Raw genomic sequence first — 13773 nt, 5'->3', positions numbered from 1 at the left:
ATTTTGCAAACTATGTATAGGAAAATAACGGTTTTAAAAGTTGTTGCAGGATTAGTGCTGGTAGTAGGAACCAGTTGTAAAACCTTACGAAAAATTACCGCTCACGATAATTCGCTGGCCAATTCACAAAAAGCCAGTAAAGCAGGAAATCCCCAGTTTATAGATGGCATAGAAGTAACTCCGGGAAATGTGGTAAATACCAGACATAAAACCAATGCTTCTAAAATCAAAAATTTAAATACTACTAATGAGGATACACGCAATTGGGTGAATATTGAAAAAGCCAATTGGTTACAGGTGAAGTATGCTATTATTTTAGATGCTACTGTTGAAAAATTAACGGATATAGCATTGCTGCAAAAAATTGAAGAATGGTGGGGCACCAATTATTGTTTAGGAGGAAGTACAAAGAATTGTATTGATTGTTCTGCATTAACTTTTATTATCATGCGTGATGTGTATGGCGTTAACTTGCCACGTACAGCGCAGGAACAATATAATGTTAGTACCAAAATTCCGGACGATTCTTTACAAGAAGGGGATTTGGTTTTCTTTCATACCGGCGGCAGAAGAAGTCGCCAAATTTCACATGTGGGTATATATGTGGCCAATAATAAATTTGTGAATGCTTCATCTAGTGGTGGTGTTACCATAAGCGATTTAAATGATCCTTACTGGAAGCATGCTTATAGAGGTGCGGGAAGGGTTCGCCAAAATATGTAAAGCTTAAAGCTAATTCCTTAATACCTATTTCTTTCAAAAATAGCCTAATTTTACCCTTTTACTGAACTGTACTTTTTTAACATGCAAAAAAATCTACTGTCGCGTTTACAGCGTTGGATATTGGTATTAGCCATTACTTTTTTCATTATTATGACGGTTGCTCGTATTTTTACTTTTACTTTATTTAATACCGTAGCTTTTTCCTGGAGTTCATTTTTCAAAGTATTATGGCTGGGTTTTCGATTTGATGCTCGGGATGTGGGTATCATGGTTATTCTAATGCTAATACTCGGTTTAATTAAGCCCGTTCATCCGTTTCGTACTATAATGGGTAAAAAATTTGCCTTTCTTATTTGGTTCATTGCTATAGTCGTATTTACCGTTTTTTACACTTTTGACTATGGCCATTTTGCTTATTTAGATGTGCGCTTAAACGCACAGGCCCTCGATTTTTTGCATAATACTCGTATTTCTTTAGGAATGTTATGGCAAACCTATCATGTTATTTGGATTGTATTGGGAATGATTGTTTTTGTAGCCATAAGTTTTTGGTGGGTACGATTTACCTATCAACGAATAGCTCTTACTGATGCACGCTATGAGCCTTTTAAATCAAAAAGAACGCTTTTTTCAATTATTTACTTCTTGGTTTTTGGCTTTGGCATATTTGGGAAATTTGAGCAATACCCCTTACGTTGGAGTGATGCTTTTTCCTTAAATAGCGACTTTAATGCACAAGCATCCTTAAATCCTTTCCAAAGTTTTTTCAGCACCTTGGCATTTCGTCAATCAACCTATAATGAAGCATTGGCCAGAAAATATTATCCATTAATGGTGGACTATTTGGGGATTACGCAACCTGATTCCGTAAACTTAAATTATGAGAGGCATATTCCTGCCGATACCAGCTTACCCGCTACACACCCCAACATCATTCTCGTTATTTCAGAAAGTTTTAGTGCTTATAAAAGTTCTTTATTCGGAAATCCATTAAATAGTACCCCTTTTATTGATCAATTAGCAGAAAAAAGTATATTTTTCGACCATATGTTTACGCCGGGTTTTGGTACTGCCCGGGGTGTATGGACCACCATTACCGGTTTAACCGATGTTGAACAAAACAAAACAGCCAGCCGTAATCCGCAAATTGTTGATCAGCAGACCATTATTAATTCTTTTAAAAATTACGGACATTATTATTTTATTGGTGGAAGTACCAGTTGGGCTAATATAAAAGGCTTGTTGGAAAATAATATTGATAGCCTTCATATATACGAAGAAAAAGATTATAACTACCCACGATTAGATGTTTGGGGAATTAGCGATCATAATTTGTTTACAGCTGCCAATAAAGTATTAGCAGAACAAACCCGTCCTTTTTTTGCAATAATTCAAACAGCCGATAACCATCGGCCTTATTCCATTGCGGCGGAAGATTTAAAGCAGTTTAAAAAAATTACCTTACCCAATGACTCATTGTTGAAATATGGATTCACCTCTAACGATGAATACAATGCTTTTCGGTATTTTGATTACAACGTGCAGCATTTTATTGAAACCATCCAAAAAGAACCTTATTTCAATAATACCATTATTGCATTTATAGGCGACCATGGCTTAGTAGGCAATGCAGAAGCTTTATTTCCTAAAGTTTATACAAGCCAAGGTTTAACTAAAAATCATGTGCCATTTATAGTTTATGCCCCAAAATTAGTTAAGCCCGCAAAACACACCATGTTGGCTTCGCAGGTTGATGTGTTGCCTATTTTAGCAGGCATAGCTAATATTCCATATACTAATACAAGTATGGGGCGCGATTTATTGCACGTAAAAGATACCACCCAAAACATGGCTTTTATTTTTGAAGGTGAACAGCAGGAGTTAGGGTTATTGCAACACCAATACTTTGTTACACAACCTATTGCTAAACCGGAAAAAATTAAAATGTTTTCGATGCTTAATGATACACCTGTTCCTCATAACCCGCAAACCGACTCCTTACAAAAAAGCATGCAAACTTGGATGCAGGCCATTTATGAAACCACCCGTTATATTACACATCACAACAAAAAGCAAGTAAACGAAAAATAATATGTCTATAAAACAAAAAAATACTTAATGTTATAAGTAATAAAAAAACTCCTGAGCATTTCAGGAGTTTTTTTGTGGGAGCGGAGAGAGAGGGATTCGAACCCCCGGACCTGTTACAGTCAACGGTTTTCAAGACCGCCGCATTAAACCGCTCTGCCATCTCTCCGGATGCAAAATAAAGGCGTGACAAATTATCTTCCAAAAAAAATTACTTACTCGGTGTGTTTAATTTTGTTTATGTGCATTTAAAATTGTATTTTCCATTGAACATTAACCACTTTAAAACTGCTTTGGCCATGAAAAAAGTAAAAGACATTTTAAACAGAAAAGGCAACAATACCATAGGTGTGCCTGCACAAACACTTGTTTTTGATGCACTCAAATTAATGGCTGATAAAAATATTGGCTCTGTAGTTGTTTGGGATGAACATCAACTTTACATTGGCCTTCTTACCGAACGCGATTATGCTCGTAAAGTAATATTAATGGGTAAACATTCTGAAGCAACTACTGTTGCTGAAATTATGAGTACCGGGCTTCCTCACATTACTCCTGAAACTTCTATTGAAAGTTGTATGCATATTATGAGTGATAACAATATTCGTTATTTACCCGTTTTTGATGCAACCGACAAACTTTGCGGCATTGTTTCCATTAACGATGTTATTTATGAAACCATTCACGATCAAAAAGAAACAATTGAACAATTGCATAGCTATATTCAATCTGCTTAGTTCAACAAGCTAATATTAACACCGTTGGCTTTTTGTATCTTTGCCGCAAATGAAACATTTAGCGGTAATTAATAAGTATTTCTGGAAATACAAAACCCGGTTTTTACTGGGAATCTTATTCATTGTTTTATCCAACTATTTTCGAATTCTGGCTCCACAGGTTTCAGGCTATGTGGTTGACCAGGCGGAACAATTAATTCGCCAACAAACTGCCGCTAATACTGCAACAGAAAACAAACGAATTGCGAACTATGATTATTTGGTACAGCAATTCATTCATTTAACACAAACTCATAAAAATAGTATTACCACCAATATTTTAATTAGTGCTGTTATTTTGTTTTTATTGGCATTAATAGGGGGATTTTTCATGTTTTTAATGCGGCAAACCATTATCGTAATGAGTCGCCACATTGAATACGACCAGAAAAATGAAATATTTACACATTATCAACAGTTAGATGCCGCTTTTTATAAAACCCACAGTACCGGTGATTTAATGAACCGAATTACTGAAGATGTTAGCAGGGTTCGTATGTATGTAGGCCCTGCAGTAATGTACTTTATTAACTTGGCTGCAACTATTGGCTTTTGTTTGTTTTTTATGTTTAAAACAAACTGGCATTTAACCTTATATGTTTTATCGCCTTTGCCTATTTTAGCGGTTACCATTTATTACGTTAATACAATCATTAACCGTAAAAGCGAAAAAATTCAAGCATTATTATCCGATTTAACCACTGCTGCCCAGGAATCTTATTCCGGTATTCGTGTTATTAAATCATTTGTGCAGGAAAAATCAATGTTGCATTTTTTTAATGACAATAGTGAAGACTATAAAAAAAATGCCATTGGTTTGGCTAGGGTTGAAGCTATTTACTTTCCTTCCATGACGCTGTTAATTGGTATTAGTACCTTACTAACCATTGCCATTGGTGGATGGTATTTAATTCATCAACAATACAACGTAAGTGCTGGTACCATTTTAGAATTTGTTATTTACATTAACATGTTAACCTTTCCGGTAAGTGCCATTGGATGGACAGCTAGTATGATACAACGAGCAGCAGCCTCACAAAAACGAATTAATGAATTTTTGCATACAGAACCTGCCATTAAAGATCATCCCAATGTTAAACCGGTGCATGTTTCGGGCGAAATTCATTTTCAAAACGTAAGTTTTACCTATCCTAATACCGGCATCAAAGCATTAAGCCATTTTAATTTATCAATTAAAGCGGGTGAAAAAGTGTTGTTATTGGGAAGAACAGGCAGCGGAAAATCAACCATAGCACAATTAATGTTACACTTTTATAATCCCGATGAAGGTAATATTACCATTGGCGGGATGAAAGTGCAGGATATTCCTTTAAAAACATTGCGTACCGAAATCAGTTATATTCCGCAAGATGTGTTTTTGTTCAGCGATACCATTGCAAACAACATTGCATTTGGGCAAAAAGGCAGCATTGATAGAAATTTAGTAGAAGAAGCTGCTAAAAATGCCAGCGTGCATAACGAAATTATGCGGTTTGAAAAACAATATGATACCATGGTGGGTGAACGCGGTGTAACCTTAAGCGGCGGACAAAAACAACGTATTTCAATTGCCCGGGCATTAATTAAACAACCTGAAATTATTGTATTTGATGATTGTTTAAGCGCTGTTGATGCGAAAACCGAAAATGAAATTGTAACCAATTTATATCAGTTTTTAAAAGATAAAACAGGGATTATTATTACCCACCGCATATTTTCTACTTTTCGGTTTGATAAAATTGTAGTATTGGAAGATGGGGTTATTACTGAAGAAGGCACTCATGAAAGCCTACTACAACACAACGGGTATTATGCAGAGCTATACAGAATTCAAGTTTTAGAAAAAATGCAGCAAGCATAATCATAAAAAGCTTTTAACCTTAAATTTTGGTAATTCGTAAACAATACTATATTTGCCTGCACAATTCATTCAGTAACCAAAATCTTTACAACTGTGGCGTACGAGAATAACGAAAAAAAAATGGAAAGCGTTTATAGCAAACGTATTAGAGCCGGAAAAAGAAGAACCTATTTTTTTGATGTAAGAGCCACCAAAGGCAACGATTATTACTTAACCATTACTGAAAGTCGCAAACGTTTTGATGACAATGGTTATGACAGACACAAAATCTTTTTGTACAAAGAAGATTTTAATAAATTCATAAAAGCCTTAAACGAAGCCATTGATTTTGTGAAAACAGATTTAATGCCCGATTTCGATTTCGATGCATTTAATCATGAATATCCTGAAGGAGATGGATATGAAGCAACTGAACAAAGCACTTTTGTTGCTGTTAGCTCAAATGAACAAGGAAATACCATTGAAATTATAACAAGCGAAACCAATGTTACTTCTTTAAACAATGATAGTACCGAAGAAGTAGACAAATGGTAAATTATTCTATAATAACAGGAAGCCTTACTTTTTGGGAAATAGCCTTAAAGTAAGGTTTTTTCTATGTAAAACAGTCTACAAAACGGCAAAAAATTACTTTTCCTCATTTTCTTGCCAGTTCTCCACAAAATATAAAAACACATACATTTTTAAAGGTTTTTAGCTATGTTCGCAGGTACTAAAAAATTATAGTGCTGTGCGATTAAAGTCATTAGAAATTAAAGGTTTCAAAAGTTTTGCCGACAAAACAGTGGTTAACTTTGATGAAGGTATTACCGGCATCATTGGGCCCAATGGCTGTGGAAAAAGTAATATTATTGATAGTATACGTTGGGTAATTGGCGAGCAAAAAATATCGTCGCTGCGAAGCGAGAATTTAGAAGCATTGGTATTTAATGGCTCTAAAACAAGGAGCCCTAGTGGCCTTGCAGAAGTTAGCCTAACGTTTGAGAATACCCGTAATTTATTACCTACTGAGTTTAGTACAGTAACCATTACCCGCCGTTTTTACAAGAATGGTGATAGTGAATACCGTTTAAATGATGTAGCCTGTCGTTTAAAAGACATTCATAACCTGTTTTTAGATACCGGAGTTAGTACCGACAGCTATGCCATTATTGAATTGGGTATGGTAGACGATATTATTAACGACAAGGAAAATAGCCGTCGCCGAATGTTAGAACAGGCTGCCGGTATCACTATTTATAAAACCAGAAAAAAAGAAGCCAAATCAAAATTAGATGCAACTGAGCAAGATTTAGCCCGTATTGAAGACCTTTTATTCGAAATTCATAACCAGCTAAAATCATTAGAAAGCCAGGCCAAAAAAGCAGAAAAGTTTTACGAAATAAAAAAAGAATATAAACTGATAGCTGTTGAGCTGGCTAAAGCTTCATTAGAAGGGTTTAATTTAACTTATAAAGAACTAAATGAGCAACAAGAAATTGAAACCGATAAAAAAATTAGGTTAGAAGCAGAAGTTGCGGGCATGGAAGCTGAGTTAGAACAGGAAAAAGTAGGTTTTGTTGAGAAAGAAAGGACCTTGCAAAGCATGCAATATCAGTTTAATGAACTGGTGCAAAAACTAAGAACAAAAGAAAGCGATAAAAATTTGGCAGCTCAGAAGCTAGTATTTTTAAAAGAAAAAGAAACCGGGTTAAAACAATTTTTACAAAATGCCGAAGGCCAACTGAAGGGTATTGATGAATCATTGGTGTTTAGTCGCAGCCAAATAAAAGATGAAGAAAATAAGCTGGCTGAAATGCAAGCAGGTTTAACCAATTTAAAATTTGAGGTAGAACAGAAAAGGCAAATTTTTGACGAGAAGCGTGCCGGTGTTGATCAATTGAGGCAGCAATATCAACAAATACAACGTTCACAGTTTGATGCAGAGAAAAAAGTAGCTGTTGCCGATACTTCTATTCAAAACTTGCAGCGTTCGCAAATACAATTACAAACTGAGCAACAAAATCGCGAATTGCAATTACAGCAATTAACTGTTGAATTGGCGGAAAAAGAAAATAACTTGGCCAATAAGCGCTTGCAATTGCAGGAAATGCAAGAACAACACGAAAAAACCAAACAGCAGATATTGGAAACCCAACAGGAATTAGAAGTTTTGCGGAATCAGTTGGCAGAGGAAAGCCGTAAGTTAGATGCCCGTAAAAATGAATACAACCTGCTGAAAAGTTTAATTGATTCAATGGAAGGCTATCCTGAAAGTATTAAATTTTTGAGCAAAAATGCTGATTGGAATCATTCGGCCCCCATTTTGTCAGACATTATTTATGTGCAGGAAGAATATAGGGCAGCAGTGGAAAATGTTTTAGAGCCTTACTTAAATTATTTTGTAGTAAATAATTTGGAAGAAGGTTTAAAAGCCGTAAACTTATTGCACCAACACAATAAAGGTAAAGCGAACTTTTTTATGTTAGATAAGTTCAGGAATTTTCAAACCAATGTTGCTCAACCCGCTCAAACCATTGCTGCAATGGATATTATTGAGGTAGATGAGCAATACAAAGCTCTGGCAACTTATTTATTGGGCAATGTGTTCATTGCTGACGCTGAAAACGTATTCGAACAGACTTTAAATTCTGATGTCATCATCTTGGAAAAATCCGGTAAAATAGTGAAAGGAAAGTACACCTTAACCGGTGGAAGTGTTGGACTATTTGAAGGTAAAAAAATTGGTCGTGCAAAAAACTTAGAAAAGCTGGAAGAAGAAATTCAAGCACAGGAAGCTGTGGTTAATTTGTTGAAAGCCGACATTCAACATAATCATGAAAAAGTGGTTGGATTTAATCAACAACTGAAAGAACAAACGATACGCAGCACTGAAAATGAAATTAATCAGCTCATTAATCAAGTGTTTGCAACAAAAAATAAAATTGAAAATTTAAACAACTCACAGCAACAAACCACTCAACGTTTAGATGACATTGAGCAACGCATGCAAGATGAGCAAGATAGCATTGCTACAACCCGCCAAAATTTAGCAGAATTAAATGAACAATTAAAGGCTTTAGGTAACGAAATGGCCATGATTGAGCAAGACTATCAATTAGCAGAACAAGATTATAATGTTGCTACTGCGCAGTTTAACGATTTTAATTTGCAAATAACCCGTCAACAAAGTAAAATAAATGCTATTAAGCAGGAATTGCAGTTTAAAGAAAATCAGTTAAACGATTTGCAAAAACAAATTACCAACAATGCACAACAATTAACTGAAGCCTCTGCGCAAATTGAAGAAGGTAAGTTGGCGGTTACAATTATTGAAGAAGAGTTGCTGGAGTTAATGAAACAAAAAGAACAAGAGGAGCGGCAATTAAACGAAGCTGACCAGGCTTATTACAATATGCGCAATATACTGCAGGAAAAGGAATCATTAGTTCGCCAAAAGAATAAGCAACGAGAAATGTCCGAACACCTGCTGAATGAAATAAAAGATAAGCTAAACGAATTGAAATTGCAGTTGGCGGGAATGAAGGAACGTTTAAATGTGGAGTTTAAAATTAATTTAGAAGAAATTTTAGAACAACCGCGTACAACCGAGCTAACCTTGGAAGAGTTGCAAACTACCAGTGAAAGAATGCGTAAGCGTTTGGAAAACATTGGTGAAGTAAACCCCACTGCTATTGAAGCCTATCAGGAAATGAAGAAGCGTTATGAATTTATTGTAGAGCAGAAGAATGACTTGGTGCAGGCAAAAGAAAGTTTGTTACAAACTATTCAGGAAGTGGAAACCACTGCCAATCAACAATTTTTGGAAACTTTTAATAGAGTGCGCGAAAATTTTCAAAAGGTATTCAAATCATTATTTTCCGATGAAGATACTTGCGACATGGTTTTGGAAAATCCGGAAAACTTGGCAGAAAGTGGTATTGAAATTATGGCCAAGCCACGTGGAAAACGTCCTTCATCAATTTCACAGTTAAGTGGTGGTGAAAAAACGTTAACTGCCACAGCATTATTATTTGCTATTTATTTAATTAAACCGGCACCATTCTGTATTATGGATGAAGTGGATGCGCCTTTAGATGATGCAAATGTTACTAAGTTTACGCAAATGATTAAACAGTTTAGTGGCAATTCCCAATTCATTTTAATTACCCACAACAAACAAACCATGAGTGCTGTTGATGTAATTTATGGTGTAACCATGCAAGAGCCGGGTGTGAGTAAATTAGTACCTGTTGACTTTAGAAGTTTAAATTAATCTAAATCATCCATACTAGTAAAGCCGCTTTTAACAAATTGCGGCTTTTTTTATTATTAGATGGCATAATATAAATTGTAAATTTGTGTCTGCTATTTATTAAATAAATTTGGCCTTATATAAGGCAAGCATATTAAAATTTTAAAGTAATGAAGTATCAGGTAGGCGATGAAATTATTGTGTTGCATAACCACGAAGCAGGAAAAGTTGTAGAAATTATTAACGATAAAATGGTGTTAATTGAGGTTCGCGGTGTACAATTTCCTGCTTATACCGACCAAATTGATTTTCCCTACTTCTACAGGTTCAGTAAGCAACTAAAAGAAAAAGCAGTGCCAAACCCGGTGCCTAAAATGTATGTTGACCAAATTCCAAAAGAAAAACCAAAGCCCAATCAAGCCAAAGTGGCTAACGGAGTATGGCTTTCCTTATTTCCGGTTTTTTCGTTTGATGAGTTTAACGATGAAATAGTTGATAAATTCAAAATATATCTTTCCAACAGAACCAATACTGCTTATGATTTAGAGTATAGCCACAATTTAGGAGGCGAGCGCATATTAGATTTAAAAATTAATTTATTGCCCTTCCATGATTTTTATTTGCACGATTTAGATTTTGCAGGGGTAAATGATGCACCGGCTTTTCATTTCACTTTTCAATTACAAAATCCTCAAAAAAACAAAGCCCCATTTTTTGAGGTAACGCACAAAATAAAAGCCAAACAATTATTTTTAAAAATTGAAGCATTAAAAGCCAATAATCAACCGGCAATTGAATACTTATTATTTGATCATTATCCGGATGCCTTACCTGAACCTGAGAAAATTGCCTTAACCGGATTGGCTGCTCAGGGTTATAAAGTGTATGAAGCCAAGAAGATAAGGGAAAATTTACCGCCACCACGGTCAGAAGTAGATTTGCACATGGAAAAATTATTAGACGATTGGAAGAGCATGAGTAACTATGATATTCTAATGTATCAATTAAAAGAGTTTGAAAAATGGTACGATTTGGCGGTAGCTCACAGGCAACCTTCTTTAATTGTTATTCACGGCGTAGGCAGTGGCAAGTTACGTGATGAAATTCACGATCTGCTGAAAGGGAGAAAAGAAGTAAAAACATTCATCAATCAATATCATCCCCGTTATGGGTATGGTGCTACAGAAATATATTTTCAATATTAAAAAAATAGTTATGATAACAGACCATATTATTTTGCCGGTAAGTGATGGAACACAGATGCAAGCATTTATTGCACATGAATCAACTCATCAACCACAACCGGGTATTTTACTTTTTCAGGAAGCATTTGGTGTGAATCATCATATTCAAGATGTAGCACAGCGTTTGGCTAAGGCAGGATATGTGGTTATTGCACCTGAATTGTATCATCGTACAGCGCCGGCAGGTTTTGCAACCGGTTATGAAGATTTTAGTGTAATAGCGCCACATTTTCAGGCATTAACTGTTGAACAGTTAACCGCAGATATTTTAGCCGCTTATCATTGGTTACAAAACCAACAAAATGTTCAAATTAAAAAAATAGCCTCTATGGGTTTTTGTTTGGGTGGAAGAGTGGCTTTATTGGCGAATATGGTGGCACCGTTGAGTGCAGGCATTTCCTTTTATGGAGGCGGAATGCAAATGCTTGCTTCGCATATTGCTGAATTACATGGCCCACAATTATTGTTTTATGGAGGAAAAGATAAACACATTACGCAAGAACATATTCATGAGGTTGAGCAAGCTTTTATTGCTGCCAAAAAAGATTATGCTAAAGTAATTTTTTCTTATGCCGACCATGGCTTTCATTGCAATGAAAGAAGTAGTTATCATCCTAAAGCGGCAAAAGAAGCCTGGGCTTTAAGTTTAGCTTTCCTTCAAAATAATTTGTAATACCTTTACATTTGGCTACAAACCCGCTTTATCGCCTTGTTTGAATAAACAGGGAGGAAAGTCCGGACAGCACAGAGCAACCCACCGGTGAAAAGCCGGCCACCATTTGGTGAGAGAAAGTGCCACAGAAAATAACTGTCATGCTGAATGTATGATGAGGGTGAAAACGTGAGGTAAGAGCTCACGGCTGTTATTGGTAACAATAGCTGCGGGTAAACCTTGGGTGCTGCAATGCCACGTATAGAGCCGTTTTAAGAGCTGCTCGTTCAAGGCTCAGGGTAGGCAGCAACAGTTAAACAGTAATGTTTATCGCAGATAAATGATAAAGTAGAAACAGAATCCGGCTTATGAGGTTTGTAGCTTTTTTATTGTTTGGGTACAGTAAATAATTGATTGCTGAATGGTGGAGTAGTGGGTATTACCACATCATTAAAATTATAATTCACGGCCCTGTGGCAATTGTTACAGGTTTGCGTTAAAAACACAAATGCATTTTTAAAAGCAGGAACATTTTGTGCAGCAATGGTTTTATTTAAACTGTGAATGGCCGGTTGCAGCATTACAACTTTTTTCGATTCAGGCCTGTCTGTGCAATACATTTGTATATCATCTAAGGCTTCCATAATTTCATGAATTTCAAAATCAGCCAACTTCCAATTGCTATTAATGCCTGCAAACCATAGCTTGGCATGGTGTACTTGTATGCCTGACATAAATTCACCCAAACCGGGTTTATAACTATTGTTCACTTGTTTTTGTAAACTATCAACCTTTGCTTCTAAGGCCTTTGTGTTTGATTGGTTTTGCGAACAAGCACCCAATGTAAAAACTGTTATAATTAAAATTGCTACTATAATTTTTTGCATAAGCTAAGTTTTAATCCGTTATAAAATGCCGCTTTAGTTCTCATCACAAAAAACAGGGTGTTGATAGTAAATAATAAAACTACTGATTTGTGCAGATGATACGATATTAAAAATGCATAAAAATGTTGCATGATTTATTTTGCTTATTAATTGAATTGGCGTGCAAATTGACAGATGTAACATTCATTAGCGCATTTCCCTATTTTTGTAACCATATGACACAGGAACAATTAAAAGCTATGAAGGACCGTGTTTTGGTTCTGAGGAGGTTTCTTTGACGTTGATAACCGCTTACAAAAATTAGAAACCGATAAACAATTATCCTTATCACCCGGTTTTTGGGATGATAACCAGCGGGCAACCGCCATCATGAAAACCATTAAAATTCATGAATATTGGTTGGCTTTGTTTCAACAGGTAAATACTGCTGTTGAAGATTTTACCGTTTTATTTGAGTTTTGGAAAGCCGGTGATGCTACTGAAGAGGAAACAAAAGCAGCCTACGAACAGGCACTTAGAATAATTGAGGATGCAGAATTTAAAAGTACCCTCAATAAGCCGGAAGATGAATTGCCTGCATTAATGCAAATAAACCCCGGTGCCGGTGGCACTGAAAGTCAGGATTGGGCTGAAATGCTAATGCGCATGTACATCATGTATGGTGAAAAACAAGGATGGAAGGTAACGGAGGTGGATTTGCAACCTGGTGATGCAGCAGGTATAAAAAGTGTAACATTACAGTTTGATGGCCCCTTTGCCTATGGTTTTTTAAAAGCTGAGAGTGGCGTGCATAGATTGGTACGTATTTCGCCTTTTGATAGTAATGCCAGGAGGCATACCTCTTTTGCTTCGGTATTTGTATATCCTTTAATTGATGATTCTATTGAAATTAATGTGAATCCTGCCGATATTGAATGGGAATTTTATCGAAGCGGTGGTAAGGGTGGTCAAAATGTAAATAAAGTGGAAACGGCAGTTCGCTTAAAACATATTCCTTCGGGAATTATTGTGGAGTGTCAACAAGCGCGTACACAAGGCGAAAATCGTGAAATGGCTATGAAAATGCTGAAAAGTAGGTTGTATGAAGAAGAATTACGCAAACGCCAGGAAGCCATTAATGCAACTAATGCAACAAAAAAGAAAATTGAGTGGGGAAGTCAAATAAGAAGTTATGTTTTTCATCCCTATAAAATGATAAAAGATCACCGCACTAATTTTGAAGTGGGTAATGTTGGCCCGGTTATGGATGGGGAATTAGACGGATTTATTAAGGCTTATTTAATGTTAGCCAAAGAAGAAGCTTAACTT

Annotated in this window: 10 protein-coding genes, 1 tRNA gene and 1 other RNA gene; 10 read left to right on the top strand and 2 right to left on the bottom strand. The window is 35.9% G+C overall.

Annotated features, from left to right (window positions below; genetic code table 11):
• The first annotated feature begins 12 nt into the window (after positions 1 to 12).
• Complete coding sequence (locus ACP5P5_RS04735) at positions 13 to 723, top strand: C40 family peptidase (protein WP_428284958.1); 711 nt, start codon at positions 13 to 15, stop codon at positions 721 to 723.
• A gap of 81 nt (positions 724 to 804) precedes the next feature.
• Positions 805 to 2814 carry an LTA synthase family protein gene (locus ACP5P5_RS04730; RefSeq protein ID WP_428284957.1) on the top strand — a complete coding sequence of 670 codons (2010 nt, stop codon included), beginning with the start codon at positions 805 to 807 and terminating at the stop codon, positions 2812 to 2814.
• Between the two features lie 81 nt (positions 2815 to 2895).
• Here the strand turns inward: ACP5P5_RS04730 and ACP5P5_RS04725 are convergent.
• Positions 2896 to 2980: transfer RNA gene (locus ACP5P5_RS04725), tRNA-Ser, on the bottom strand.
• 130 nt (positions 2981 to 3110) lie between these two features.
• Between ACP5P5_RS04725 and ACP5P5_RS04720 the strand changes: the two genes are divergently transcribed.
• The 7 genes from ACP5P5_RS04720 to rnpB all read left to right on the top strand — a co-directional run bounded on the left by ACP5P5_RS04720 (position 3111) and on the right by rnpB (position 11963).
• Positions 3111 to 3548, top strand: a complete 438-nt coding sequence (locus ACP5P5_RS04720; RefSeq protein ID WP_428284956.1) for a CBS domain-containing protein — start codon at positions 3111 to 3113, stop codon at positions 3546 to 3548.
• Positions 3549 to 3597: 49 nt separating this feature from the next.
• Entirely contained in the window at positions 3598 to 5448 is a 1851-nt protein-coding gene (locus ACP5P5_RS04715; protein ID WP_428284955.1) for an ABC transporter ATP-binding protein, read from the top strand.
• Positions 5449 to 5541: 93 nt separating this feature from the next.
• Positions 5542 to 5982: a DUF3276 family protein gene (locus ACP5P5_RS04710; protein ID WP_428284954.1), complete on the top strand. Its 441-nt coding sequence runs from the start codon at positions 5542 to 5544 to the stop codon at positions 5980 to 5982.
• A 196-nt stretch (positions 5983 to 6178) separates the two neighbouring features.
• Positions 6179 to 9703, top strand: a complete 3525-nt coding sequence (gene smc, locus ACP5P5_RS04705; protein ID WP_428284953.1) for a chromosome segregation protein SMC — start codon at positions 6179 to 6181, stop codon at positions 9701 to 9703.
• 149 nt (positions 9704 to 9852) lie between these two features.
• Complete coding sequence (locus tag ACP5P5_RS04700) at positions 9853 to 10887, top strand: Smr/MutS family protein (protein ID WP_428284952.1); 1035 nt, start codon at positions 9853 to 9855, stop codon at positions 10885 to 10887.
• A 10-nt stretch (positions 10888 to 10897) separates the two neighbouring features.
• Complete coding sequence (locus ACP5P5_RS04695) at positions 10898 to 11599, top strand: dienelactone hydrolase family protein (protein WP_428284951.1); 702 nt, start codon at positions 10898 to 10900, stop codon at positions 11597 to 11599.
• Positions 11600 to 11614: 15 nt separating this feature from the next.
• Positions 11615 to 11963, top strand: an RNA gene (gene rnpB, locus ACP5P5_RS04690) — RNase P RNA component class A.
• 1 nt (position 11964) lies between these two features.
• Here rnpB and ACP5P5_RS04685 read toward each other — a convergent pair.
• Complete coding sequence (locus ACP5P5_RS04685) at positions 11965 to 12465, bottom strand: hypothetical protein (protein WP_428284950.1); 501 nt, start codon at positions 12463 to 12465, stop codon at positions 11965 to 11967.
• 215 nt (positions 12466 to 12680) lie between these two features.
• Here ACP5P5_RS04685 and prfB point away from each other — a divergent pair.
• A protein-coding gene (gene prfB / locus ACP5P5_RS04680; RefSeq protein ID WP_428285121.1) for a peptide chain release factor 2 occupies positions 12681 to 13770 on the top strand; the annotation gives its coding sequence in 2 pieces (ribosomal slippage) (positions 12681 to 12728 and positions 12730 to 13770; 1089 coding nt in all).
• Positions 13771 to 13773 lie beyond the last annotated feature (3 nt).

The organism is Hydrotalea sp., from assembly GCF_049968455.1.
Classification (GTDB): Bacteria; Bacteroidota; Bacteroidia; order Chitinophagales; family Chitinophagaceae; genus Hydrotalea.
The sequence above is the reverse complement of the archived record's forward strand: the minus strand, read 5'-3'. Positions and strand labels throughout refer to the sequence as shown.